Raw genomic sequence first — 24,498 nt, forward strand, 5'->3', positions numbered from 1 at the left:
CCTGGGTACCGTCCGTCCATGAGACGTGGGCTGGGGATCGTGCTCGCCGTGCAGGCGGTGGTGCTGACCGCGTTGTCGGGCCGCTACGGCTTCCACCGCGACGAGCTCTACTTCATCGCGGCGGGCAAACGCCTCGACTGGGGTTACGTCGACCAGCCTCCGATCACCCCGGTGCTGGCCCGCCTCACGACGGAGGTGTTCGGGGAGACCCCGGTCGGCCTCCGCGTGATGGCCACCCTCCTGGCCCTGGCCATCACGGTCGTGATCGCCCTGATCGCGAGGGAACTGGGCGGCGGCTCGGTCTTCGCGGCGGCCGCCTCGGCAACGTCGACGTTCGTCCTGGCCGTGAGCCACATGCTCTCCACCGCCACGGTCGACCTGCTGATCTGGGTGCTCATCGGCTACTTCGCGATCAAGCTCCTGAAAACCGGCGACGGCCGCTGGTGGCTCGCCCTCGGCGCGACGGCCGGCGTGGGCCTGGCCAACAAGTGGTTGCTGCTCCTGTTGCTGGCGGCCATGACGATCGCACTCCTCGCCGTGGGCCCACGCAACGTCCTGCGCACCTGGTGGCCGGCCGCAGGCATCGCCGTGTGCGCCGTGATCGCCGCTCCGTTCGTGGCGTGGCAGGCGCTGCACGACTTCCCGCTGCTGACCGTCGCCCAGGGCATCAGCGAAGACGACGGCACCGAGAACCGCGTCATGTTCGTCCCCATGCAGATCCTGCTGCTGTCACCACTCCTGGTACCGGTGTGGCTGATCGGCTTCCGGAACCTGTGGCACGACAGGACCTTCCGCTCGATCGCACTCGCCTACCCGATCCTCTGCGCCCTGTGCCTGATCACCGGCGGCAAGCCCTACTACGCCGTCCCGCTGCTCCTGGTACTGACGGCCGCGGGAGCACGCCAAGCCCAAGAATGGCTGGCACGCCGCAAGACCACCGGCAGCGTCCTGGTCGCCCTGAGCGTCGTGCCGGCCTTACTGGGCTCCTTGCCGATCCTGCCGCCCAGCGCACTGGCACCGGTCATCGCCATCAACCCCGAACAGGGCGAGCAGGTCGGCTGGCGCGAACTGGCCCTGACCGTCCAGGACGCGTTCTTCGCGAACGACCACCCGACCGTCATCACCCGCAACTACGGCCAGGCCGGCGCGATCGAGGCCTACACCGAGGTGCACGTCTGGTCCGGCCACATGTCCTTCTACGACTGGGGACCTCCCCCGTCCGGCCGCGCGAAGGTGCTCCTGGTCGGGTTCGACGAGCCGCCGTTCAGCGACTGCAAGGTCGTCGCCCGGCACCACAACCCCGTGGAGAACGAAGAAGACGGCACGGAGATAAAGCTGTGCACGGCACCAACGGAACCATGGGAAACCCTCTGGCCGAAACTCCGCCACTACTACTGAAACAACACCGGCCACTTAGGACGTTGGAGAACCTCCAACACAAACCCCTCTTCGGCTGAACTTGCTCGAACCTGTTGGTATTGCCCGATGTATGGCTCTAGCTTCATTTCATGCCAAAGAGAGACTCCACGGTACGAGGACGTGAATTCGGCGCGGGCATACGCGCGGCCATCGAGAAAGCGGGCCTGACCGGACGCGGCGCCTCGCAACTCGCCGGCTGGGACCCCGCCAAGCTGTCCGATCTGATGAACGGCAAGGGCGGCATCAGCGAGCACGACCTCATCCGCCTGCTGGGCGTCTGCCGCACCCCGCTCGAGGAGTCCGACCACCTCGTGACGATGTACCGCGAGGCCGAACGATCCGGCTGGCTCCAGATCCACGGCGAAAGGTCTCCCGGTTGGCCGCGCACCCTCGGCGAGAACGAGAAGGTCGCCACCGAGTTGATCTGCTGGAGCCTGCACCTCATCCCTGGCCTGCTCCAGCTCCCGGACTACCTGCGTGCGCTGATCGAAGGAAATCCGAACTCGCCGGCGAAGGAAGCCGACGAACGCGTTGCCGCCAGGACCGCACGCCAGCAACAGCTGATCAACCGGCGGTGCGCGATGACCTTCTTCATCCACGAACAGGCGCTGCACCTTCCCATCGGCAGCCCTGAGCTGATGTCGGATCAACTGGACCACCTCTTGACCATGGGAATCCGGCCGTACATCACCTATCGGATCGTGCCCACGTCCATCGGAGCCCACGCGGGCACAGCAGGCTCTTTCACCTTCATGAAGTTTGACAAGCTGGAGTCCGTCGTCTTCATCGACGCCGAGAACCACGGCGTCTACCTCGACGACAAGGCCTCCATCGAGGCCTACTCGCGCATCCTCAAGGCACTCGATCAAACCGCGCTGGGCGTGGAAGAATCGAAGGAGTTGATCGCCAGCATCATCTCCTGAGGAGCCGATCGCGATGACCGAATGGCGCAAGAGCAGCTACAGCCCCAACGGCACCGACTGCGTGGAGATCGGGCACGGAGTCGGCCTGCGGGACAGCAAGGCTCCGGCTGCCCACATCGCGCTCGGAACGGACGCCTGGTCCGCGTTCCTCGCGGCGGCGAAGGCTGACAAACTCGCCCGGTGACCCGAACCTGGCCCGAGAAGCGCGCCACCGACGAAGGCGCGCTTGCCTGGGAGTTCCTCGACTTCCTGCGCAAGACCGCCGTGCTGAAGGTCGACGGCCTGACTCGCGACCAGGCCGCGGCGGCCCCGATCGCCACGTCCCCGAAGCTGACGGCGCTCGGCGTGCTCAAGCACCTGACGGCCGTCGAGCGGTACTGGCTCGGCATCGCGGGCGCCGGCCTCGACCTGCCGTCGCTGTGGAAGGGCGACCCGGACCCGTCGTGGAACCTCGAAGACGACGACACCCCGGCGTCGCTCATCCAGGCCTACCGCGAGGAATGGGCGAACGCCGAGGCGCTGAAGAAGCTTGCCCCCGACGCGACGGCCGCGGACGGCGAACGCACCGTGCGGTGGATCCTGGCCCACGTGGCACAGGAGACCGCGCGCCACGTCGGACATCTGGACCTTCTCCGCGAACTCGCGGACGGGCAGACCGGCGAGTAGCAGCAAGAACTGGCCCAGGCAAGCCGCCTTCACGGCTGGTACAGATGGCCGGCCACGGCGTTCTTACAGACTTCCTGGAGTGCGTTCACCGCGTCTCGCAGCAGCGGATTGGTGTTCGCGGTGCGGTGGACGGCGTGCACATGTCTGCGCACAGGCTTGTGTCGCAACGGCATCGCGTGCGTGCCTGACAGCTCCTTGTACCCGAGCGCGGGCACAAGCGCGACACCGACGCCGGCCGCCACTAGCGACTGCACGACCTCGTAGTCGTTGCTCCGGAAAGCGATCTTGGGCGCGAAACCCGCCGCCGCGCACAGACGTGTGAGACAGGTGGCACCGGAGGTGCCGTCGCGTGACGCGATCCAGCGTTCGTCCTTGAGGTCTTCGAGTCTGACGTTGTTCTTCGCGGCCTGGTGCGCGGACGGCACCATGACCAGCAGGGATTCGTCCAGCAACGGCAGCACCGTCAGTTCTTCCGGCCACGTGCGCGGAACGAGGTCGTACGCGTAGACCAGCGCGAGGTCGAGCTCGCCGGACAGCACGAGCGGCAGGACGTCGTCCGGCTCCGCCTCGTCCAGGCGGATCTCGGCGCCCGGCAACTCGGCCTGCAGCTTCGCCAGCGCCTTCGGCACGACCCGCGCGCTCGCGGTGGGGAACGTGCCGATCCGCAGGCGGCCCCGCAGGCCCTGCACCATCGCCTTCACCTCGTGCTCGAAGCCGTCGAACGCGGCGAGCAACTCGCCGCCGCGGTCGGCGATCAGCAGAGCGGCGGCGGCCGGCCTGATCGAGTGCGCCTCGCGTTCGAAGAGCGTCACGCCGACCACCCGCTCGAACGCCGAGATCTGCTGCGACACGGCCGACGACGTGTAGCCGAGCCGGCGGGCGGCCTCGGCGAAGGAACCCGTCTTCACGACCTCGACGAGCGTGCGGAGATGGACCGGGTTGAGCACCAGAGCAGCTTATGCTCGACGTCGCGAGGTTTCGTTCTGCGCCCTCTGGCGCATCCACCGCGCACCTACCAGGGTGGATGCATGCCCTACATCTCCACGAACCCGTCGAACACCTCCGACGTGGTCGCCGAGATCGAGCTCGGGACCAGCCGCGACTTCGTCGACGCCGCCCAGCGGGCCAAGGCCGCACAGCGCGCGTGGGCACACGTACCCGCGCCCGTGCGCGGCCAGGTCATCGGCAACATCGGCCGCCTGGTCGAGGCGAACTTCGAACCCCTCTCCCAGCTCGTGACCCGCGAGATCGGCAAGCCGATCGCCGAGGCCCGCGGCGAGGTGCAGGAGATCGTCGACACCGCGAACTTCTTCCTCGGCGAAGGCAGGCGCCTCTACGGGCAGACGGTCCCTTCGGAGATGGCGGACAAGCAGCTCTTCACCTTCCGCAACCCGGTCGGCGTCGCGGCGATCATCACCGCCGGCAACTTCCCGGTCGCCGTGCCGTCCTGGTACATCATCCCGGCGCTGCTGTGCGGCAACTCCGTCGTCTGGAAGCCCGCCGAGTACTCCGCCGCGTCGGCCCAGGCCTTCTACGACGTGTTCCAGGCCGCCGGCATTCCGGCCGGTGTGTTCGAGATCGTCTTCGCCGAGGGCTCGGAGACGTTCGACGGACTGGAACAGTCGCTGCGGCAGGGACTCGTCGACAAGGTCGGCTTCACCGGGTCCACCGAGGTCGGTGTGCGCATCGGCGAACTGTGCGGACGCCACCTCCAGACGCCGTGCCTGGAACTGGGCGGCAAGAACCCGATGGTCGTCACCGAGGACGCGGACCTCGACCTGGCCGTGCAGGGCGCGTTGTTCGCCGGCTTCGGCTCCGCGGGCCAGCGCTGCACCTCGCTCGGCACGGCGATCGTGCACGAGTCGGTGTACGACGAGTTCCTGACCCGGTTCGTCGAGGCCGCCGCCGGCGCCACCGTGGGCGACCCGACCGGTGATGTCCTCTATGGACCGTTGCTGGACGAGAAGTTCGCGCTGGCGTACGAGAAGTACCTCGGCTGGATCGGCGGGCACCACACGGTGCACGGCCCGACCGGCCGCATCTCGGCCACCAGTCCCCGCGACGGCTTCACTGGTGAGAACGGCTTCTTCTACCACCCCGCAATCGTTTCCGGTGTGCGCGACGACGACGAACTGTTCCTGCAGGAGACGTTCGGCCCGATCGTCGGCGTCATGAGGTACTCGGACCTGGACGAGGCGATCGAGCTCGGCAACAAGCCGGGCTACGGCCTCTCCTGCTCGATCTACACCACGGACCCGAACAAGGCCTTCCGGTTCCGCGCCGGCATCTCCGCCGGAATGGTCAGCGTCAACAACTCGACGTCCGGGGCCGAGGCGCACCTGCCGTTCGGCGGCAACGGCAAGAGCGGCAACGGCTCCCGGCAGTCGGGCATGTGGGTGCTCGACCAGTTCACCCGCTGGCAGTCCATGAACTGGGACTACTCCGGGAAGCTGCAGAAGGCGCAGATGGACACTCTCGCGATCGAGGCGAACCTTGACTTCCGACTCGCCTGAGCTGCCCGCTCAAGCAGAGGTCGTCGTCATCGGCGGCGGGGTGATGGGCACATCCATCGCCTTCCACCTCGCCGAGGCAGGAGTCCGGGACGTCGTGGTCGTGGAGAGGGATGACCTGGGGTCCGGCTCCACCTGCAAGGCAGCGGGTGGAGTGCGCGCCCAGTTCTCCGACGAACTGAACATCAGGCTCGGAGCTCGATCCATCGAACTGTTCCAGCGCTTTCCGCAGCGCCCCGGGCAGGAGATCGATCTGCACCAGGTCGGCTACCTGTTCCTCCTTTCCTCTCGGGAACACGTCACGGCGTTCGAGCGCAACGTCGATCTCCAGAACTCCCTCGGCGTGCGCAGTCGCATGCTGACTGTCGAGGAGGCCCGGCGGATCTCGCCGCTGATCGAAACGGACGGCCTGCTCGCGGCGACCTTCTCGCCCGACGACGGACACTGCACGCCTGAGTCCGTCGTACTGGGCTACGCCACCGCGGCCCGCCGATCCGGTGTCCGCTTCCACACCAGAACAACCGTGAGATCGATCGTAGGGACGGGGTCCGACAGTTTTCGCGTCGAAACCGACCGCGGGACGGTTTCGGCGGGAAATGTGGTCTGCGCGGCGGGTGCCTGGTCGCGGGAGATCGGCGAGATGGTGGGCGTTGACCTGCCTGTTTCTCCCCTGCGACGGCAGATCATGTTCACCGAACCCATGCCGGAACTACACGATCGGGTGACTCCCTTCACCATCGACTTCGGCAGCACCTTCTACTTCCACCGCGAGGGCCAGGGGCTGCTGTTCGGCATGTCCGACCCCGACGAGACACCGGGTTTCAAGCTGGACATGTCCGACGCGTGGCTGCCCCGCCTCACGGAGGCGATCGGCAGGCGTGCGCCGAGACTGCTGGACGTGGGGGTGCGCGACGGGTGGGCCGGGCTGTACGAGGTGACGCCGGACCACAACGCGCTGATCGGCTCGGTGGGCAGGTTCTTCTACGCCACGGGCTTTTCGGGGCACGGGTTCCTGCAGGGTCCCGCGGTCGGCGAGGTCGTGCGCGACCTCGTGCTCGGCCGCGAGCCCTTCGTCGACGTGTCCAGTCTGGACGCCTCCAGGTTCGCCGCCGACCAGGCACGGCCGGAACTCAACTGCGTGTGAGGAATGTGATGGACGTTCTCGAGCTCATGGACGAGTGGGGGCCGGAGAAGGTCGTCTGCGTGTCCGACCGGCGCACCGGCATGAAAGGTGTGCTCGTCATCGACAACACCGCGCGCGGCATGGGCAAGGGCGGCACCCGGATGAGCCCGCACGTGACGGTCGCGGAGATCGCCCGTCTCGCGCGCGTGATGACGTGGAAGTGGGCCGGCGTCGACCTGTTCTTCGGCGGCGCGAAGGCGGGGATCGTGTTCGATCCTTCTTCTCCCGGCAAGGAAGCGGCGCTGCGGGCGTTCGCGCGCAAGCTCTCCAACGAGGTGCCGCGCGAGTACGTGCTCGGGCTCGACATGGGCCTCACGGAACGGGACGCCGCGATCGTCCAGGACGAACTGTCGGACCGCGGCGCTATGATGGGCGCACCGGCTCAACTCGGCGGTCTTCCGTACGACGAGCTGGGCGTCACCGGGTACGGCGTGGCCGAGGTGGCGGACGAGTTGGTGGTGCTGCGCGGAAAACGCGTGGCGATTCAGGGTTTCGGCGCGGTAGGTGCCGCGGCGGCGAAGCGGTTCTCCGAACTGGGCGCTGTCGTCGTCGCCGTGTCGTCGGTGCACGGGGCGCTGGTGGATGCCGGCGGTCTGGACGTCGCACGACTGCTGAAGCTGCGAGGCGAATTCGGTGACCTCGCGGTGAAGGAGTACGGCGCCGTCCGCGCGCTCGGTGCCGAACTGCGGGTGCCGTGCGACGTGCTGGTGCCGGCCGCCCTGCAGGACGTGATCGACGCGGAACTCGCGGGCGAGCTAGACACCGCCCTGGTGGTCGAGGGTGCGAACCTGCCGACTTCCGCCGCGGCACAAGAGGTTCTCGCCGCGCGCGGGATCACGGTGGTGCCTGACTTCATCGCGAACGCCGGCGGCGTGGTCGCGGCGGCGTTCGGGATGGACGCGCGGTACTCGCCGTTCCCGGTGAATCCCGCGACGGTGCTGGAGGCCGTGTCCTCGAAGCTGAGGGCGAACGCGGCGAACATCATCGCCGAGGCACGAAGTCGTGGCACCACGACACATGTGGCGGCGCGCGAGCTGGCGCAGGAACGCGTGCTGGCCGCGATGAAGCTGCGGGGACGGGTCGCATGAGCTCCCTCGAAAGCGTGGTGACTGCGGGCCGCTCTGCGGTGAAGGCATGCACGACGGCGGACGACGAAGCGCGAAGCGGCGGCACCAGATGCGAGCCGCGGCAGGAACAGGTGCCGACCGCGGTGCAGGCGACGACGAAGCTGCGGGGACGGGTCGCATGAGCTCCCTCGAAGGCGTGGTGATCGCGGACTTCAGCCGGGTGCTGGCGGCGCCGTACGCGACGATGATGCTGGGCGACCTCGGTGCCGAGGTGGTCAAGGTCGAGCTGCCCGGCAGGGGCGACGAGACCCGCGCGTGGGGTCCGCCGCACTACGAGGACGAGGCGACGTACTTCCTGTCCGTCAACAGGAACAAGACGTCCGTGCAGATCGACCTGTCGACCGAGGCGGGCCGGGAGGCGGCGCGCGAGCTGATCGCGCGGGCGGACGTCGTGGTCGAGAACTTCAAGCCGGGCACGATGAAGAAGTTCGGGCTGGACTACGAGTCGCTGGGTCGTGCCGACCTGATCTACTGCTCGATCTCGGGTTTCGGTTCGGGCAAGGGTGCGGACCTGCCCGGCTACGACCTGCTCGTGCAGGCCGTGGGCGGGTTGATGAGCGTGACCGGGCCCGGTCCGTACGAGCCGGTGAAGACCGGAGTGGCGCTGGTCGACGTGCTGACCGGGTTGCACGCGTGCGTCGGCATCCTGGCGGCGTTGCGGCACCGGGAGGCGACGGGGCTGGGGCAGCTCGTCGAGCTCGACCTGCTGACGGTGTTGTTGTCGAGCATGGTGAACCAGAGCGCGGGTTTCACGCTGGCCGGGTCGGTGCCCAAGCCGATGGGCAACCGGCATCCGTCGATCGCGCCGTACGAGGTGTTCCCGACGGTCGACCAGCCGATCGTGCTCGCGGTCGGCAACGACCGGCAGTTCCGCCGGTTGTGCTCGGTGCTGGACGTGCCGGAGCTGGCCACGGACCCGCGGTTCGTCACGAACTCCGATCGGGTGGAGAACGTGGACGAGCTGTTCGAGATGCTCGCGGCGCGGCTGCGGACGCGCCCGGCGCAGCACTGGTTCGAGACGCTGACGCCGCTGGGTGTCCCGTGTGGTCCCGTCAACGATGTCGCGCGCGCGTTCGCGCTGGCGGAGTCGCTGGATCTCGGTCCCACCGCGACGATCGACGGCATGACGCTCGTCGCCAACCCCATCCGCCTGTCGCGCACGCCGGTGACCTACCGGCTGCGCCCGCCGAAACTGGAGCAGTGACGTGCAGGACCCGTTGGAGTTGCTGGACATCCCGTCGTTGCTGGGCGACGAGGAGCGCGACATCCAGGCCACCGTCGCGGCCTACCTGTCCGACCACGTCCGGCCGCACATCGCCTCGTGGTTCGAGGCGGGCATCCTGCCGCGCGAACTGGCTCAGGAGCTGGGCAAGCTCGGGGTGCTGGGCATGCATCTGGAGGGGTACGGGTGCGCGGGGACGTCCGCGCTCGCGTACGGGCTCGCATGTCTGGAACTGGAGGCGGTCGACAGCGGCATCCGCAGCTTCGTGTCCGTGCAGGGCTCACTGTCGATGTACTCGATCTGGAAGTACGGGTCGGAGGAGCAGAAGCAGGAGTGGCTGCCACGGCTGGCCGCCGGTGAGGCGATCGGGTGCTTCGGGCTGACCGAGCCGGACTTCGGCTCGAACCCGTCCGGCATGCGCACGCGCGCCGCGCGCGACGGCGCGGACTGGGTGCTGAACGGCACCAAGATGTGGATCACCAACGGTGGACTCGCGGACGTGGCGACGGTGTGGGCGCGGACCGAGGAGGGAATTCGAGGATTCCTCGTTCCCCGTGGCACGCCCGGATTCTCCACACGGGACATCAAGCAGAAGCTGTCGATGCGAGCATCCGTCACCTCCGAGTTGGTCCTGGAGGACGTGCGGCTGCCGGAAAGCGCTCGGCTGCCGCTCGCGACTTCCCTGCGCGCACCGCTGACGTGTCTGAACGAGGCGCGGTTCGGGATCGTGTTCGGCGCTGTCGGTGCCGCACGGGATTCGTTGCAGGCGGCGCTCGGCTACGCCGGTACGCGCATCCAGTTCGACCAGCCGATCGCCTCGTTCCAGCTCACCCAGCGCAAGCTCGCGAGCATGACGGTGCAGGTCAGCAACTCGATGCTGCTGGCGTTGCACCTCGCCCGGCTCAAGGAGGCCGGCACGCTCAAGCCCGAGCAGATCAGCGTCGGCAAGTACAACAACGTCGAGTCGGCCATCGCGATCGCACGGGAAAGCCGGACCATCCTCGGCGCGAACGGCATCTCGCTCGAGTACTCGCCCTTGCGTCACGCCAACAACCTGGAATCCGTCCTGACTTATGAGGGCACTTCCGACATCCACCTGCTATCCATCGGCCACGCGTTGACCGGAATCGCCGCTTTCCGTTGATCGTTCGCCCTATCCTGCACTCCGCAACGGGGATCGCGGGTGGGAGGACGTTCTGCCGGAGGAGACAAACAGCCGCAGTGACGCGCGTCGCAACCGCAAGCGATTGCTGGACGCCGCGACGCACGTCCTGCGGGCTGAACCAGCAACGGCGACGATGCAGTCGATCGCGCGCAAGGCCGCGCTTTCGCAAGCGACGGCGTACCGGCACTTTCCATCCGTGGAAGCGCTCGTGGTGGCCTATCACGAAGACGTCATAGCGTCGTTGGTCGAACACGGCGAACGGTCTCGCAAGACCGGCAAAGAACTGTTCGAGCATCAAGCCGCACGGTGGGTGAAGCTGCAGAACGTGCACGGCCCGGTGATAGTGCGGTTCTCGTCGCAGCGCGGGATTCTGGAACGGATGCACAACGCCGAGGAGGTGGCGGCCTTGACGTGCAGCGCGTGGGACCAGGCGTTGCGCGGCGTGCTGATCGACCTGGCGCTCCCGGACGCCCTGCTGAACGTGGCGCGGTTCCTGCACCACGCGTTGTTCGACCCTCGGGAGATCCTCGACCTGACGAAAACCGCCGGACTACCTGACGAACAGGTGGTCCGGCGGCTCTCGGACGCGTTCTACGGCGCGTTGAAGGGCTGGGCTTCTCACTAGATCCCAGGCATTAGATCCCAGGCGCTAGATCCCGAGCGGGAGCACCCACTTCAGCTCGGACTTGACGTTCGGGCGGCCGTCGAGCGGGTTCTCCCCCGCGATGCCGCCGGCCGCGATCTTGTCCAGGGTCTTCAGGCCCTCGGGCAGGATCTGGCCGAACACGGTGTAGTTGGGGCGCAGGATCGAGTCCGACTGCACGAGGAAGAACTGCGAGCCGTTCGTGTCCGGGCCGGCGTTCGCCATGGCGAGCGTGCCGCGCGGGTAGATGCGGCGCTGCCCGGTCGGGTCGTTCGGGGCGGGCCGCAGGTCGGTCGGTAGCTCGTCCTTGTACTTGTAACCGGGGCCGCCCTCACCCGTGTTGGACGGGTCGCCGCACTGCAGCACCTTCAGCGTCGGGTACGCGGTGAGCCGGTGGCACTCGGTCTGGTTGTAGAACCCGCGGTGCGCCAGGTGGATGAAGCTGTGCGCGGTGCACGCGGCCTTGGAGCGGTCGAGCACCAGCGGGATGTCGCCCTGGTTCGTCTTCACCTTGACCAGGACCCTGCCCCTGGTGAACCACGGGTCGTGCGGGATCGACACCGGACGCGCGGCCGGTTCCTCCGGGGTCGCGGTGTAGCCGCAGTCGGGCCGGGCCGTCTGAACCTCGGCGGACGCGGTGCCCGTCGTGATGAAACCAACGGCCAGCGCCGCCACTGCCAGTCCAGCTGCGATTCGCCTCATGCGCGTTTCCTAGTGGAGCCGGGGTGAACGGGCAAGGTTTAACGGATCACTCAGTTGTCCGTGGACTCGGTGATCTCGTACTCGCACTTCGCTTCCGCGCCGGCGTTCGTGATCTCCTTCTCCTTCTCCACGCGGAGTTTGCACGTCGCCTGGCCGGTCTGCGGCTTGACCGTCAGCGTGATCCTGCCCAGCGCGTTGGCGAGCATGGCCCGGTTCTTCACCGGCAGATCCACGGTCTCGGACTGGGACGCGCCACCGGGAACGGTGAGTGTCAACTCGGCCTTGCCGGTGCCCTCGATGTCGTAGAACGCCTCGTAGGTGTAGCTCTTCGGGCCGCACGCGGTGAGCGCCAGCACGGGGATCAGCAGGAGAAGTTTCTTCATGACTCGAATTCTGGTGATGGACGCGGAGCGCGGCTTCTGTCCGCAGACCGGTTGTGGGTCCTACTTTTGGCCGACCAGCCGGGATTCCCACGCCCAGGCGGCGATCTCGACACGGTTGCGGGCGTCCAGTTTGGTCTGAACGCTCGCCAGGTGCGTCTTCACCGTGCCGATCGAGATGAACAGTTCCTGTGCGATCTCGGCGTTCGTGCGGCCGATCGCGGCGAGCTTCACCACGTCCAGTTCACGCGCGGAGAGGGTGTGAGGTTGTTGCTGCGCAGGCGAGTTCATGTGCTGCAACAGCCTGACCGTGATCGACGGACTGATGAGCGCATCGCCCGTGACGGCCGCACGCACCGCCTCGATCAGCAGGTTCGGACCGGCGTCCTTCAACAGGAACCCGCACGCGCCGTTCTTCAGCGCTGTGTGTACGTACTCGTCGTGGTCGAACGTCGTGCACACCACCACGTTGACGTCGTTCGCGATCTGTTTGAGCGCTTCGAGTCCGTCCATGCGCGGCATGCGGATGTCCATCAACGCGACGTCCGGCTTGGTGCGCCTTGCCTCGGCAACGGCCTCGACGCCGTCCCGCGCTTCCGCCACGACCTCGATGTCGGACTCGGCCCCTAGAATCATGCCGAACCCTGTGCGCACCATCGCCTGGTCGTCCGCGACGAGAACCCTGATCACGCGGTCGCCCTTCCCGTCGGGAGCGCGGCGTCGACGACCCATCCGCCGTCGATGCCCGGCCCCGCCTTGATCCTGCCACCGAGCGCCTGCACGCGTTCGGTGAGTCCGACGAGCCCGAAACCGTTGCCCTGCCTCGCGGGCTTGCCGTCGTTGGAGACCTTGACCGTCACCCAGTCCGGTGTGGTCTGGATCTGGACGTCCACCGTGGTCGCCTCCTGGGCGTGTTTTCTGATGTTGGTCAACGACTCCATGACGACGCGGTGGACCGAGCCGGCCACTTCGAGCGGCAGCGCCGTGGTGTCGCCGTGGATTTCCAGGGTGGCTCGCGGTTCGGCCGCGACCAACGGCTCGATGTCGGCGATGCCCGCGACCGGTGCCACGGGGGCGTCGTCGCGGAGCATGCCGATCATGCGGCGCATGGCGGCCATGGCCTCACCGCCGGCCTCCTCGATGCGGTCGAGGGCCTGTTTGGCCTGCGCCGGGTTGCGTTCGACGATCCGGCCCGCGCCCTGGGCGAGCACGACCATGCCGGTGATGTGGTGGCCCACGAAGTCGTGCAGATCGCGCGCGAACTCGGCCTTCTGCTCGGCTTTGACCGCCGCGACTTGCTTCTCCCTGGCGTTGCCCAGCAGCCGCAGGTAGCCGACGGACGCGACCACGCCCGTGGCGACGACCGTCAGGGCCATCGCCAGGGTCAGCTCGGTGGGGCCGAGCGGGTACCGCAGCGGCTGGGTGACCAGCGCGATCACGATCCAGCCGATCAGCGGCACGTCCCGGCGCGACCTCGCCCGATGGGTGGTGACGGCCAGGACGCCGGTGAGCGCCAGCGTCTCGGCGACACCGAACTCCTTGTCGAGCGGGTTGACCAGGGTGAACGTGAGGCTCGCGGTGGCGGCGACGGCGGCCAGGGCTCGATGGGGGCGCAGCCAGGCCGACGCGGCCAGCACGATGCAGCCGAGCGCGGCCCAGCCGGTCCACGGGTGCAGGCCCGGCGACCTGAACAGGCCGTAGTAGAAGTCGACGAACGCCGCGGCGAGCAGTGCGGCGATCCCGCCGAACCTCCAGAGCATGGCCATGACCTTATGCACTTGTGCCCGGTCCGCAGATCGGCCGAAAGACAGAGGCGAACCCTGCTCGGGACCGAGGTTTTCGCCTCCACTCCGGACTTTGCTGACCATGTGAACAACTTCGCTTCCGCCGCGGTCGACCTCGTGAAGGTGTACGGCTCCGGTGCCACCGCGGTTCGAGCACTCGACGGGGTGACCGTCGGGTTCCGGCCCGCCGCCTTCAGCGCGATCATGGGGCCGTCCGGCTCCGGCAAGTCGACACTCATGCACTGCCTGGCGGGCCTCGACACGGCCACGTCCGGCGCGGCCCTGCTCGGCGGCAAGGACCTGACCCGGCTGCCGGACAACGCACTGACCAAGGTGCGCCGGGATCGCATCGGGTTCGTGTTCCAGGCGTTCAACCTGCTGCCCGCGCTCACCGCCCGGCAGAACGTCCTGCTGCCGTTGGCCCTGGCTGGGCGGCACGTCGACAAGGCCTGGTTCGCGCAGCTCGTGGAGGCGCTGGGGCTGTCGTCGCGGCTGTCGCACCGGCCCTCGGAGATGTCCGGCGGACAGCAGCAACGCGTGGCGCTGGCGCGGGCGCTCGTCACCCGGCCCGAGGTCGTCTTCGCCGACGAACCGACCGGCAACCTGGACTCGCGGTCGTCCGCGGACGTGCTGAAACTGCTGCGTCAGGCCGTGCGCGAGTTCGGTCAGACCATCGTGATGGTCACACACGACGACAGGGCCGCCTCTTATGCCGACGCCGTGGTGCACATGGTCGACGGACGGGTCGTTCAGGCGGTCGCCGCATGAGGAGGTTCCTGCCCGTCCTGTCGATCACGATCGCGGCGTTCTTCGCGTACTCGACCGTGCTCGCCAAGGACGTCACCGAACGTTCCCTGGCGGTCAGGGCGGCCCGCCTGGTCGAGGTGTTCGCACTGCTCGGCGCGTTCGTCACGGTCGCGATGATCGTGGCCGCCCTGGTCTCCACCTCGACGTTCCGGATCGTGTTCGCCCAACGGATGCGGGAACTCGCGCTGTTGCGGGCGGTCGGTGCCTCACGGGCTCGGCTGGCGCGTGGCCTGATCACGGAGGGAGCGCTGACCGGGTTACTGGCTTCGGTCGCCGGCGGCGCGCTGGCGGCGGGCGCCGGTCAGCTCGTGCCGCTGGCGGGCCTGGTGGCGCCGGGCTTCCCGCTCGCGCCCGCGTTGGTCGTGGTGTCCGGGTCGTTCGTGCTGACGACGCTTGCCGTGCTGGCCCCCGCGTGGTCCGCGGCCAAGGTCTCGCCGCTGGAGGCACTGCGCACCTCGGCCGTGCAGGACACGAAAAGCCGGATCGGCCGGCCTCGCTGGGTGCTCGGAATCCTGATGGCGGTAGGTGCGGTCGCGCTGCTGGTCCACGTCGCGATCGACGGGCTTGCCACCGCACAACGGCCGAGCGGGATGACTGAGGACCTGCTGCTGCGCACCACCATCAGCGGTGCGTTGGCGTTCGGCGCGTTGATCACGCTGGGGCCTGCGTTGATCTCACCGGTGCTGAGACTGATCGGCCTTCCGTTGCGGCGCAGCACCATCGCATCGCTCGCGGTGAGCGGTGTCGGTGGCGCGCCTCGCCGGGCCGCCTCGGTCACGGCGGTGGTGGCGCTGGGGGTCAGTCTCATCATCGCGACGCTGACGGGCGCGAACACGTTGCAGGGGCTCGGTAAGGCCGAGATGGCGAGCGCTTATCCGGCTGATCTGGAGATCGTCGGTCCGGTCGACGCCGGAACGCTGAGAGCCGCCGGGCTCACGGACGTGCTCCCCTACCGCCGCACCGAGATCACCATCAACGGCACGCTCACGATGCGCGCCACCGACCTCGACATGACCAAGCTCCGCGACCTCACGGACTTCCGCGCCGACTCCGGCGCTCTCCGGGACATGGGACCACGCAAGATCATCCTGTCGACCTCGACCGCGAGCCGGCTCGGCTTGACCGCCGGGTCACGTGCCGAGGTGAACGGCGTGCGGATGACCGTGGCGGCGACGTTGTTCGGCGGAGTCCCGCTCGGCAGCGCGTTGCTGCATTCGTCCGATGTGGAGGGTGCACCGGCCGGCGTGCTCGCCAACGGCGCCAGGGAACGCGTGCCCGCGGGGCTGGAGGTCGAGTCGCTTGCCGCGCATCGTCTTGCCCAGGAGAACTGGTTCGCCTCTTTGGTGGCGATCGCGGTAGGGCTGCTGTTCCTCACGGTGTTGATCGCCGTGGTCGGGGTAGGCTCGACCACGGCGTTGTCGGTGCTCGAACGGACCCGTGAGTCCGGTCTGCTGCGCGCGATCGGCCTGACCCGCAAGGAGCTCGGCCGCATGGTCACGGCCGAGGCCGGCCTGTACGGGGTCGTCGGCGCGGTGATCGGCCTCGTCATCGGCATTCCCTACGCGTGGCTCGCGATCATCTCGCTCGGCATCGAGTGGCCCCTGCAGGTGCCCGTTGTGTCCGTCGGCGTGGTGGTGCTCGCCCTGGCCGCCCTCACCGCGGGTGCGGGCCTGCTGCCGGCCCGCCGCGCGGCGCGGGTGAGCCCGGTCGCGGCACTTCACTCGATCCAGTGACGTGTACCGGATCCGGGACCGGGTACCCGAACTGCATAGGGAGGTAATGCAGTCATGGGATTCGACGAGTTGAAGAACAAGGCCAAGGACCTCGCGGGCCAGCACGGTGACAAGGTCGACGACGGTGTCGAGCGCGCGGGGCAGTTCGCCGACGACAAGACCGGCGGCAAGCACAGCGAGCACATCGACAAGGGCGAGGAGAAGCTCAAGGAAGGCCTTCGCAACTTCGGCGGCCAGCAACAACAGTGACAGGACCTACCGAGAGTGGGCTCCTGAGGCGGCGCGGGCGATTGGTTCGCGTGTGAGTTAAGCCTGATCGGATTCACTTCCGCGATCCCGGCGGCCCGGTTACCGTCGTTCGCCGGGATCGCGGAGGTGAAGGTGGATCCGAGCGGGGTGACAAGAGCGGCACGGCTGACTGCGCTGGCCGCGTTGTGCCTGGTCACCGTCGTTTTGCTACTGCCGGCGGCCATCAGCGTGAGCACCGGCGGGGCCGTGCCGGGGTTCATCGGCGAGTTCGGCCGGTGGTTGTGGCCCGCCGTCGGCGTGATGGTCCTCGTCGCGGTCGGCCTCGCTCTCTGGGAGCGCGGCCGCGGCCACGAGACCAGCAACCGCACCGCCGCCCTCGCACGGGTCGAGTCGCGGGTGAAAGCGCTGCTCGCCGCCTCCCTGGCCGGGCAGACGCAGATCAAGCTCGGTGTCCTGAAGCAGCCCGCGATCTCGGTGCGGGTCGACGGCGAAGAAGTCTCCTCCCAGGACCTGGAGGCCGTCTACGACCGCCTCGGCCACACGATGGTCCTGGTCGGGCCGGTGGGCAGCGGCCGGTCGACGTTGCTGCGCGAGCTGTGCCTGGTGCTGGTCGACCGGGCACGCAACGACCCGGAGGCGCCCATCCCGGTCGTCGTGGACCTGGCGACGTGGCGGGCGTACGGCACGCGCAAGCCGACCGAGTTCACCGCATGGCTGTTGCGCGAGATGAACCGCCGGTACGGCATCAGCCGCTCGGCCGGCACGATCTGGCTGCGCCGCGAGCGGGTGGCCGTGCTCATCGACGGACTGGACGAGGTGCCACGCGTGGACCGCGCGCACTGCGAGTCCGAACTCGCGCCGTTCGCCTCGGTCGTGAGCTCGACAGGTCCGATCGACAACCTGCCGTCGGTGTTCGTGGAGCCGTTGACCCGTGGTCAGGTGCTCGAGTACATCGCTTCGGTCAGCCCTCGGCTCGACAGCCTGGAAGCAGCCCTGACCCCGGAGATCTGGGAGCGGCTCGACTCGCCACTGGCGTTGAACCTGCTGGCGCTGACGCACCTGGACAAGCAGGTCGACACGATCGGCACCGACTTCGTGGGGTCCTTCGTCGTGGAAAGGCTGTCCGGCCAACGCGGCGCAGGACCCACCATCCGTGCGTTGAAGTTCCTCGCGCGGTTGGGGCGGCCGGACCTCGGTGCACCCGTGCACATGCCTCATCGCCGTGCGTGGCTTCCGCTGCTGCCGACACGCCCCTTGTGGTTGCTGTTCGTGCGCGCGGTGCCTGCGGCATATGCCGGTGGTGTGTGTGCCGTGTCGTTCATGACGGGGCTGCGCCTCGGATTGTGGCCCGCATTGGTGTTCGTGGTCGCCGCTTCCGCCTTGCTCGTGCTGGTGAACAAACTGCCTCGCGTCTTCCACCCGCCTGGACGCGCGCACGGCATTGTGACTGCCGCGCTGGGATTCCTCGCAGGAGTGCTCGCGGGATTGCTGGTCGGTCTGGCCGGCCTGTGGCTGGGCGCAATCGGGACGCCGTGGCCGTATTTGGTGGCGTACGTGTTTGTGGTGGTGGCGTCATTCTTCTTGGCGTTGGGTTTCATACCGGGCGACGCACCCGTGCCGTGGGCGTTGCTGATCGCTGCCGCGCCGGGCGTCTCGATGATCTGGACCGGTCCCTACGCGGTGCTGGCGGGCATGGGGGTCGGGTTCTCGGCCGGCGTGGCGGGCGGAATTTTTGCTGCCGCCGTGGGGCGTGTGTGGCGCACGGTGCGCCCGGTACAACAACAACGTATGCGGCAAGGGCGCCCGTGGTGGGTTCAGCCGGTCGTCCCGGTACTCGGCACGGTCGGTCTGCTGGGCGGGATCGGCGCGCTGGGATCCTGGGGAACAGCACTGGGAGTAGCCCTCGGTCTGCTGGTGACCCCGACCGCCGCCCGCGACTACGTCTGGCCGTTCGACGCGCTCGCCGAAGTCGCCGCCGAGGCCGTCACACGGCCCCTGTCGCTGGGCGAGTTGTCGTTCCGCCGCAAGGCTTTGCTGCACCTCGCACAGGACAGGCTGCTGCTCACCCGCGTCGACGGCGAGTACCGCTTCGCACACGTCGCGCTGCGCGACCACCTGGCGTCGTGCGACCCGACGGCGCTGGTTCGAGCCACGCGCCGTTGAACCTTCCCGATCTGCGGGCCGTACGGCCTGACAGAAAGGTCGGGTGTTGCGCATGCGCTGGTCGAAGGGCTGGATCGTGGGTGCCGGGGTCTTCTCGGTAGTCGCGGCCATCGGGGGAACGGCCTTCGCTCTCGCCGGATCCGGTGCCTCCTCGTCGCAGCCCGCGGTGGCGGGCAAAGAGGTGTGCACCGGGCAGCAGGTGAAGACGACGAACGTTAAGGGGCCCGCAACAGTCCTGTCGGACAAGTTCCCGGTCGGCACGCTGTTGCGAATCACGAATCCCGCCAACGGGCGGGCGATCACCGTCTCGGTCACCGGACCGTCGACCGGATGCGCGGTGCTGAACACCGCGGCATTCGATTCACTCGGGACCGGCGAAGCGGAAAGCGTTCTCCGGCGCATGCGGGTGGAGATCGTCGGAAACGCACCGGCGCCGGCACCCACCACCCGCACCTCCACGGCGCGAGTGCGGGCTTCCGGAACAGTCGGGCAGGTCGTCTGCGACGGCGCGACCGTCGGGTTGTCGGCCGTCGGCGGGGCGCCTGGGGCGTTCTCGTCACAGCTCCCGGTCGGCACCGCGGTGCGGGTGACCAATCTGGACAACGGAAAGCAGACGACCATCCGCGTCGTCGGCGTCGGGCCGGCCTGCGTCGTGCTGAACAGTGCTGCTTTCGAACTCGTCGGGGAGTCCGGGAAGAACGTGATCAAGCGGGTGCAGATCGAGAAGGTGACCTGACCCCGTCACCAGTCCATCGGCTCGTCCGGCTCGTCCGGCTCCGGCCACTCGTCCACGGCGTCGCCCGAGCCCCACGCGGCACCACCGGGGCTCGTGGCCTTCGGCTTGGGCTTGGGTGCCGCGGCAGGTGCGGCCGCCTCCGGTGCGGGACCGCCGGCCGCCACCACCTCCAGGATCTGCTCGCCGTACTTCGTGAGCTTCGCCTGGCCGACACCGCTCACCGCGCCCAGGGCGGTGAGCGAGCCGGGGCGCGACGCCGCGATGGACTTCAGCGTGGCGTCGTGGAAGATCACGTACGCCGGGACGCCCTGTTCGCGGGCCTGACCGGCCCGCCACTCGCGCAGCGCCTCGAAGAGCGGGCCCGCGTCGGCCGGGAGGTCGATCTTCACCTTGGCCGCGCCGGACGAGGAGGACGCCGTGCGCGTCGTCGAGCGGGCAGGCGTCGGGTCCTTGCGCATCTTGACTTCGCGCTTGCGGCCGAGGACCTCGGAGCTCGCCTCGGTGAGAACGAGCGTCGAGTACTCGCCCTCGACGGCCAGCAGGCCCTGCGCGAGGAGCTGGCGGACCACGCCGCGCCACTCGCCCTCGCTCAGGTCCTCACCGATGCCGAAGGTGCTGAGCTGGTCGTGGTCGAACTGGATGATCTTGGCGGTCTTGCGCCCCAGCAGGATGTCGATGGCCTGACCGGCGCCGAACTTCTGGTTGCGCTCCTTGCGCAGCCGGTAGACCGTGGACAGGACCTTCTGCGCGGCGACCGTGCCGTCCCACGACTCGGGTGGCGTCAGGCAGGTGTCGCAGTTGCCGCAGGGGGCACCACCGGGTTCGTTGAAGTACTCGAGGAGCCTGGTGCGGCGGCACGTGACCGTCTCGCAGAGGGCGAGCATCGCGTCGAGGTGCGCCTGCGAGCGGCGGCGGAACGCCAGATCGCCTTCCGACGACTCGATCATCTTGCGCTGCTGCACCACGTCCTGCAGGCCGTAGGCGAGCCACGCGGTGGACGGGAGGCCGTCGCGACCGGCCCGGCCCGTCTCCTGGTAGTAACCCTCGACCGACTTCGGCAGGTCGAGGTGGGCGACGAAGCGGACGTCCGGTTTGTCGATGCCCATGCCGAACGCGATGGTGGCGACCATGACCAGGCCGTCCTCCCGCAGGAACCGGGCCTGGTTGCGCTGGCGGACCGACGAGTCGAGCCCCGCGTGGTACGGCAGCGCGGGAATCCCATTGGCCACCAGGAACTCCGCCGTCTTCTCCACCGACGCGCGGGACAGGCAGTAGACGATGCCCGCGTCGCCCTGGTGCTCGCCGCGCAGCAGGTCCAGCAGCTGCTTCTTCGGCTCCTTCTTGCCGACGATGCGGTACTGGATGTTCGGCCGGTCGAAGCTGGAGACGAACTGCCGCCCCTCGTTCAGCTCCAGGCGCGTGAGGATCTCCTTGCGCGTCGCCTCCGTGGCGGTGGCGGTGAGCGCGATCCGCGGCACCTTCGGCCAGCGCTCGTGCAGGTGCGTGAGCGAGAGGTAGTCGGGCCGGAAGTCGTGACCCCACTGGGAGACGCAGTGCGCCTCGTCGATCGCGAACAGCGCGATCTCACCCTGCTCCAGCAGGCGCAGCGTCGCCTCGGACGTCAGCCGCTCCGGCGCCAGGTAGAGCAGGTCGAGCTCGCCGTTGACGAACTCGGCCTCGACCATCCGGCGTTCGTCCCAGGACAGCGACGAGTTCAGGAAGCCCGCGCGCACGCCGAGAGCACGCAGCGCGTCCACCTGGTCCTGCATCAGCGCGATGAGCGGCGAGATCACCACGCCCACGCCCGGCCGGACCAGCGCCGGCACCTGGTAGCAGAGGGACTTGCCACCACCGGTCGGCATGAGCACGAGCGCGTCGCCACCCGCGATCACGTGCTCGACGATGGCGGCCTGGTCGCCGCGGAACTCGGGGTACCCGAAGACGCGCTGCAGGACCTGCAGCGCGTCGCCGTGGTCGGTTGAACCCATGCCGCCGATGCTAGCGAGCAGCACCGACACTCCGTGCCGCTAGGCCCCGTCCTGCAAGTCTCGTCCGCGACAGTCGCGGCCGAGGGCCCCGGAGGGTCTCTCGACCGTGACTCTCATCGAACGGACCCGCAGGACGCGGCCTAGCCCAACGCGCCCTTCGTACCAGCGGAAACGCTGCCCGCGACCAGCGGAGCGGACGAGGCGGCCGGCACCGAGCCCTTCAGCGGGATCCGCACCGACGTGTCCGCCAGGTCGACGGTCAGTCTCGGCAACTGGCTCGGCCGCACGATCGCGGTCGAGTCGGTGCCGCCGATGACCAGGCCCAGACGATGTCCCGCCTTGACCAGATGGTCCGTTGTGGACAGTCGGAACGTCATGCGGTACTTGGTTCCCGGCGTGATCGTGCGCGGAGTCGAGAGAGACTGGTAGTTCGCGAGATCCGCCCAGCCACGCGCGATGATCTGCGCGTCGACGTTGCCCGTCGTCGCTTCCGTGTTGCGATAACAGGCGTCATCGCCCGTGCGGCTCTCTCCCCAGCACGACTCCGTGGTGAGGGTCCGGATGCCCTCGCCGGTCCGCACCGTCGCCGGCCCGTAGTCGACGAGGTACGCCGTGAGGTGCGCGGTCGGCGTCGAGGACGACACCCCCAGCGTGATCGAGGACGTGCCCGCGACGCGCAGGTCGGAGGTCAGCGGCGCCGTCGAGTAGATCGTCCTCCCGGTGTTCGAGCCGGAAAGCCAGTTCGCCGGCGTACCGCTGCCGTTGTCGGTGAACGCCGACGTGCCCGTGCCAGGCGTCGTGCCGAGTCCCGAAGAAGAGGGACGCAGCACGGTGCTGACGGTGCCCGCAGGAGGCCACGTCTGGTCGTCCGCCCACTGGTTGGGCGCGCGTTCCGCCGACACCTGCGGCTCGTTCTCGATGCCGTTCTGCACGTTCAGCAACCACCGGTCGAACCACCGGTGCAGCGTCGGGACCCACTCGCTACGCCGGAAGTCGAACGGGTCGACGTGCGCCGTCTGCGAGAACCACAGCTTCTTCGGCACCGACGCGGGCACCGCGTCCCAGAACTGGCCGTACTGCAACGTCTTCACGTTGAGGTCGTTCAGCCCGTGGATCGCGAAGATCGACGCCTTCACGTTCGACGCGTTGCGCACGAAGTCGCGCGTCTGCCACATCGCCGTGTAGTCGCCGTTGGCGGGAGAACCGTTCGTCATCTGCCTGCGCACCGCACCACACCGTGAGCGCGCGTTGGAGTTCTCGAACTGCGAGCCCAGGCCGGTCGGCGAGCTGTAGCCGGGGTACGCGACGCCGTCCGAGCGGAACCAGTCGTACCAGGAGCTGATGGCCGCGATCGGCACGATGGTCTTCAGCCCGTCGATGCCGGTCGACGCGACGCCGTTCGCGATCGAGCCGTCCCACGACTTGCCGATCATGCCGACGGCGCCGGTCGACCAGGACGCGGTCTTCGTGGTGGCGCCGGTCAGGGTCGAGTAGCCGGTGCGCCGGCCGTTCAGCCAGTCGATCACGGCCGTGCCGGAGGCGATCTCCGACCGGCCGCCGACGTCGACGCAGCCGCGCGACCGGTTCGTGCCGAGGAAGTCGACCAGCACGACGGCGTAGCCTCGTGGCACGAAGTAGTTGTCGTAGAAGAGCGGGAACTTGACCGGCACCCCGGCGGAGTCGTAGGTCTTGACCTCGCTCTCGTTGCCGCGCCCGGCGCTCTGGTAGTAGGGGCTGGCGTCCATGATCACGGGCACACGCCCGGTCGTGGACGGCCTGATGATGTCGGCCGCCACCCGATCGCGGGTGCCGTTGCCGTCGAGGTCGAGCCCGGAGTCGACGTAGACCGTCTCGCGGACCGCGTCGGCCATCGAGTGGATCGGCGCGGTCACGCCGCCGGACAGGGTGAACGCTGGTGTCGCCGCTGTGGCAGGGATCGGCGTCAGGGTCAGGGCCCCTGCTAACGCCACTACAACACGAACACGCTTCATGAAGATTCACGCTAAGGAGTGACGAAGTCGCCCCGTCAGAGCCGAAAGGCTTGACCCTCTGCTGTTGCGCCCGGCACTTCCCTCACGAATATTCGTTTCTCGTGAGCTTCACCTTCGAACCCGGCCGCGCCCGCGTCGTCTTCGGCCGCGGCACCGTCTCCTCCGTGCGCGCCGAGGCCGAGCGGCTGGGCGCGCAGCGGGTGCTGCTGATCGCGCGGCACGGTGGCGACAGGGTGGCCACCGAACTCGGCCCGCTGCTGGTCACCCGGTTCACCGGTGCGGCCATGCACACGCCGGTCGAGGTCACGGAGCGCGCGCTCGCGTCGTTGCGTGAACACGGCGCGGACTGCATCGTGTCGGTCGGCGGCGGATCGAGCACAGGGCTGTCGAAGGCGCTCTCGGTGCGTGCGGGCGTACCGCAGATCGTCATCCCCACGACCTACGCGGGCTCCGAGGTCACACAAGTGCTCGGCGAGACGGCCTCGGGGCTGAAGAAGACACGACGCGATCCGGCGATCCAGCCGAACACGGTGATCTACGACGTCGACCTCACGCTGGACCTGCCGCTCGACGTCACGGTGACGAGCGCACTCAACTCTCTCGCGCACGCCGTCGCCGCCCGAGGCAACGAGAACCCTCTGATCGACGCTGTCGCGACCAGAGCGATCGAGGGCGTTTTGCACGCTTTGAGCGGAAATCCGTCCACTGTGGAGGCGCGGACGGAACTGTTGTCGTCGGCATGGCTCGCGGGCACGTGCCTCGCGTCCGTCCCCATGGGACTGCACCACAAGCTCGCGCACGTTCTGGGCGGTACGTTCGGACTGCCGCACGCCGCCACCCACACGGCGCTGCTTCCCCACACGGCACCGTCCGATCTGGCCACCCGCGTCCACGACACGGCCACCCGGTTCGGCGCGGCGACGTCGTTGCGGGAACTGGGGATGGCGGAGTCCGATTTGTCCGGTGCCGCGGAGATCGCCGAGCATCCGGACGCCCTGAGGGTGCTGACGAACGCCTGGCGCGACGCGTCGACCGGCTGAGCGGTTGTCATTCTCCAGGCTGATGTTCACAGCTCTGGACCGAGACGAATCTCCGATGTGCTTCCTG

Annotated in this window: 23 protein-coding genes; 16 read left to right on the plus strand and 7 right to left on the minus strand. The window is 68.4% G+C overall.

Annotated elements, in window-relative coordinates:
* The first annotated feature begins 18 nt into the window (after positions 1-18).
* The 4 genes from BLR21_RS32510 to BLR21_RS32525 all read left to right on the plus strand — a co-directional run bounded on the left by BLR21_RS32510 (position 19) and on the right by BLR21_RS32525 (position 3,008).
* Entirely contained in the window at positions 19-1,398 is a 1,380-nt protein-coding gene (locus BLR21_RS32510) for an ArnT family glycosyltransferase (protein WP_090012108.1), read from the plus strand.
* A 110-nt stretch (positions 1,399-1,508) separates the two neighbouring features.
* On the plus strand, positions 1,509-2,342 hold the full coding sequence (locus BLR21_RS32515; protein WP_090012110.1) for a helix-turn-helix domain-containing protein: 834 nt from the start codon (positions 1,509-1,511) through the stop codon (positions 2,340-2,342).
* A 13-nt stretch (positions 2,343-2,355) separates the two neighbouring features.
* A complete protein-coding gene (locus tag BLR21_RS32520) occupies positions 2,356-2,526 on the plus strand; it encodes a DUF397 domain-containing protein (protein ID WP_090012112.1) in 171 nt (56 codons plus the stop codon).
* A complete protein-coding gene (locus BLR21_RS32525; protein WP_090012114.1) occupies positions 2,523-3,008 on the plus strand; it encodes a DinB family protein in 486 nt (161 codons plus the stop codon). Before BLR21_RS32520 ends, BLR21_RS32525 begins: the two co-directional genes overlap by 4 nt.
* A 29-nt stretch (positions 3,009-3,037) precedes the next feature.
* Here the strand turns inward: BLR21_RS32525 and BLR21_RS32530 are convergent, their stop codons facing one another.
* The gene (locus tag BLR21_RS32530; protein WP_090012116.1) at positions 3,038-3,955 is read right to left on the minus strand and encodes a LysR family transcriptional regulator; all 918 of its coding nucleotides are present in this window, start codon (positions 3,953-3,955) and stop codon (positions 3,038-3,040) included.
* Positions 3,956-4,036: 81 nt separating this feature from the next.
* Here BLR21_RS32530 and BLR21_RS32535 point away from each other — a divergent pair, with 81 nt between their 5' ends.
* The 6 genes from BLR21_RS32535 to BLR21_RS32560 all read left to right on the plus strand — a co-directional run bounded on the left by BLR21_RS32535 (position 4,037) and on the right by BLR21_RS32560 (position 10,840).
* Positions 4,037-5,521, plus strand: a complete 1,485-nt coding sequence (locus tag BLR21_RS32535; protein ID WP_090012118.1) for an aldehyde dehydrogenase family protein — start codon at positions 4,037-4,039, stop codon at positions 5,519-5,521.
* A gap of 43 nt (positions 5,522-5,564) precedes the next feature.
* A complete protein-coding gene (locus BLR21_RS32540; RefSeq protein WP_218131039.1) occupies positions 5,565-6,662 on the plus strand; it encodes an NAD(P)/FAD-dependent oxidoreductase in 1,098 nt (365 codons plus the stop codon).
* 8 nt (positions 6,663-6,670) lie between these two features.
* A complete protein-coding gene (locus BLR21_RS32545) occupies positions 6,671-7,789 on the plus strand; it encodes a Glu/Leu/Phe/Val family dehydrogenase (RefSeq protein WP_218131034.1) in 1,119 nt (372 codons plus the stop codon).
* A 157-nt stretch (positions 7,790-7,946) separates the two neighbouring features.
* A complete protein-coding gene (locus BLR21_RS32550) occupies positions 7,947-9,032 on the plus strand; it encodes a CaiB/BaiF CoA transferase family protein (protein WP_090012122.1) in 1,086 nt (361 codons plus the stop codon).
* 1 nt (position 9,033) lies between these two features.
* Complete coding sequence (locus BLR21_RS32555; protein ID WP_090012124.1) at positions 9,034-10,194, plus strand: acyl-CoA dehydrogenase family protein; 1,161 nt, start codon at positions 9,034-9,036, stop codon at positions 10,192-10,194.
* 103 nt (positions 10,195-10,297) lie between these two features.
* Positions 10,298-10,840 (plus strand): TetR/AcrR family transcriptional regulator, encoded by a 543-nt coding sequence (locus tag BLR21_RS32560; RefSeq protein ID WP_176929903.1) that lies wholly within the window; start codon positions 10,298-10,300, stop codon positions 10,838-10,840.
* A 24-nt stretch (positions 10,841-10,864) separates the two neighbouring features.
* Here the strand turns inward: BLR21_RS32560 and BLR21_RS32565 are convergent, their stop codons facing one another.
* The 4 genes from BLR21_RS32565 to BLR21_RS32580 are packed head-to-tail and all read right to left on the minus strand — an operon-like array spanning position 10,865 to position 13,700.
* On the minus strand, positions 10,865-11,560 hold the full coding sequence (locus tag BLR21_RS32565; RefSeq protein ID WP_090012126.1) for a peptidylprolyl isomerase: 696 nt from the start codon (positions 11,558-11,560) through the stop codon (positions 10,865-10,867).
* A 50-nt stretch (positions 11,561-11,610) separates the two neighbouring features.
* On the minus strand, positions 11,611-11,943 hold the full coding sequence (locus tag BLR21_RS32570; protein ID WP_090012128.1) for a hypothetical protein: 333 nt from the start codon (positions 11,941-11,943) through the stop codon (positions 11,611-11,613).
* A 60-nt stretch (positions 11,944-12,003) separates the two neighbouring features.
* Complete coding sequence (locus BLR21_RS32575) at positions 12,004-12,630, minus strand: response regulator (RefSeq protein ID WP_090012252.1); 627 nt, start codon at positions 12,628-12,630, stop codon at positions 12,004-12,006.
* The gene (locus BLR21_RS32580) at positions 12,627-13,700 is read right to left on the minus strand and encodes a sensor histidine kinase (RefSeq protein WP_176929904.1); all 1,074 of its coding nucleotides are present in this window, start codon (positions 13,698-13,700) and stop codon (positions 12,627-12,629) included. The genes BLR21_RS32575 and BLR21_RS32580 overlap by 4 nt, the downstream gene beginning before the upstream one ends.
* A gap of 108 nt (positions 13,701-13,808) precedes the next feature.
* On the opposite strand from BLR21_RS32580, the gene BLR21_RS32585 reads away from it, so the two are divergent.
* The 5 genes from BLR21_RS32585 to BLR21_RS32605 all read left to right on the plus strand — a co-directional run bounded on the left by BLR21_RS32585 (position 13,809) and on the right by BLR21_RS32605 (position 19,412).
* Positions 13,809-14,492, plus strand: a complete 684-nt coding sequence (locus BLR21_RS32585) for an ABC transporter ATP-binding protein (RefSeq protein ID WP_256335091.1) — start codon at positions 13,809-13,811, stop codon at positions 14,490-14,492.
* Entirely contained in the window at positions 14,489-16,264 is a 1,776-nt protein-coding gene (locus BLR21_RS32590) for an FtsX-like permease family protein (RefSeq protein WP_090012132.1), read from the plus strand. Before BLR21_RS32585 ends, BLR21_RS32590 begins: the two co-directional genes overlap by 4 nt.
* Before the next feature lie 54 nt (positions 16,265-16,318).
* Complete coding sequence (locus tag BLR21_RS32595) at positions 16,319-16,513, plus strand: antitoxin (protein ID WP_090012134.1); 195 nt, start codon at positions 16,319-16,321, stop codon at positions 16,511-16,513.
* 147 nt (positions 16,514-16,660) lie between these two features.
* Positions 16,661-18,676, plus strand: coding sequence for an NACHT domain-containing protein (locus BLR21_RS32600; protein ID WP_143027983.1), 2,016 nt, complete (start codon positions 16,661-16,663; stop codon positions 18,674-18,676).
* Between the two features lie 52 nt (positions 18,677-18,728).
* Positions 18,729-19,412 carry an RlpA-like double-psi beta-barrel domain-containing protein gene (locus BLR21_RS32605; RefSeq protein ID WP_090012137.1) on the plus strand — a complete coding sequence of 228 codons (684 nt, stop codon included), beginning with the start codon at positions 18,729-18,731 and terminating at the stop codon, positions 19,410-19,412.
* A gap of 5 nt (positions 19,413-19,417) precedes the next feature.
* Here BLR21_RS32605 and recQ read toward each other — a convergent pair whose 3' ends face one another.
* Positions 19,418-21,400, minus strand: a complete 1,983-nt coding sequence (gene recQ, locus BLR21_RS32610) for a DNA helicase RecQ (protein ID WP_090012257.1) — start codon at positions 21,398-21,400, stop codon at positions 19,418-19,420.
* A 140-nt stretch (positions 21,401-21,540) separates the two neighbouring features.
* Positions 21,541-23,391 (minus strand): Xaa-Pro dipeptidyl-peptidase, encoded by a 1,851-nt coding sequence (locus tag BLR21_RS32615; RefSeq protein WP_090012139.1) that lies wholly within the window; start codon positions 23,389-23,391, stop codon positions 21,541-21,543.
* Between the two features lie 101 nt (positions 23,392-23,492).
* On the opposite strand from BLR21_RS32615, the gene BLR21_RS32620 reads away from it, so the two are divergent.
* Complete coding sequence (locus BLR21_RS32620) at positions 23,493-24,431, plus strand: maleylacetate reductase (RefSeq protein WP_090012140.1); 939 nt, start codon at positions 23,493-23,495, stop codon at positions 24,429-24,431.
* Positions 24,432-24,498: the final 67 nt, after the last annotated feature.

Source organism: Lentzea albidocapillata subsp. violacea, assembly GCF_900100275.1.
Lineage (GTDB): Bacteria > Actinomycetota > Actinomycetes > Mycobacteriales > Pseudonocardiaceae > Lentzea > Lentzea violacea.

What these genes read in the sequence shown, in the direction of transcription:
- BLR21_RS32510 (WP_090012108.1), top strand. Translation starts at nt 19, where the DNA reads ATGAGACGTGGGCTGGGGATCGTGCTCGCCGTGCAGGCGGTGGTGCTG.
- BLR21_RS32515 (WP_090012110.1), top strand. Translation starts at nt 1,509, where the DNA reads ATGCCAAAGAGAGACTCCACGGTACGAGGACGTGAATTCGGCGCGGGC.
- BLR21_RS32520 (WP_090012112.1), top strand. Translation starts at nt 2,356, where the DNA reads ATGACCGAATGGCGCAAGAGCAGCTACAGCCCCAACGGCACCGACTGC.
- BLR21_RS32535 (WP_090012118.1), top strand. Translation starts at nt 4,037, where the DNA reads ATGCCCTACATCTCCACGAACCCGTCGAACACCTCCGACGTGGTCGCC.
- BLR21_RS32540 (WP_218131039.1), top strand. Translation starts at nt 5,565, where the DNA reads ATGGGCACATCCATCGCCTTCCACCTCGCCGAGGCAGGAGTCCGGGAC.
- BLR21_RS32545 (WP_218131034.1), top strand. Translation starts at nt 6,671, where the DNA reads ATGGACGTTCTCGAGCTCATGGACGAGTGGGGGCCGGAGAAGGTCGTC.
- BLR21_RS32550 (WP_090012122.1), top strand. Translation starts at nt 7,947, where the DNA reads ATGAGCTCCCTCGAAGGCGTGGTGATCGCGGACTTCAGCCGGGTGCTG.
- BLR21_RS32565 (WP_090012126.1), bottom strand. Translation starts at nt 11,560, where the DNA reads ATGAGGCGAATCGCAGCTGGACTGGCAGTGGCGGCGCTGGCCGTTGGT.
- BLR21_RS32570 (WP_090012128.1), bottom strand. Translation starts at nt 11,943, where the DNA reads ATGAAGAAACTTCTCCTGCTGATCCCCGTGCTGGCGCTCACCGCGTGC.
- BLR21_RS32580 (WP_176929904.1), bottom strand. Translation starts at nt 13,700, where the DNA reads ATGCTCTGGAGGTTCGGCGGGATCGCCGCACTGCTCGCCGCGGCGTTC.
- BLR21_RS32590 (WP_090012132.1), top strand. Translation starts at nt 14,489, where the DNA reads ATGAGGAGGTTCCTGCCCGTCCTGTCGATCACGATCGCGGCGTTCTTC.
- BLR21_RS32595 (WP_090012134.1), top strand. Translation starts at nt 16,319, where the DNA reads ATGGGATTCGACGAGTTGAAGAACAAGGCCAAGGACCTCGCGGGCCAG.
- BLR21_RS32605 (WP_090012137.1), top strand. Translation starts at nt 18,729, where the DNA reads ATGCGCTGGTCGAAGGGCTGGATCGTGGGTGCCGGGGTCTTCTCGGTA.
- recQ (WP_090012257.1), bottom strand. Translation starts at nt 21,400, where the DNA reads ATGGGTTCAACCGACCACGGCGACGCGCTGCAGGTCCTGCAGCGCGTC.
- BLR21_RS32615 (WP_090012139.1), bottom strand. Translation starts at nt 23,391, where the DNA reads ATGAAGCGTGTTCGTGTTGTAGTGGCGTTAGCAGGGGCCCTGACCCTG.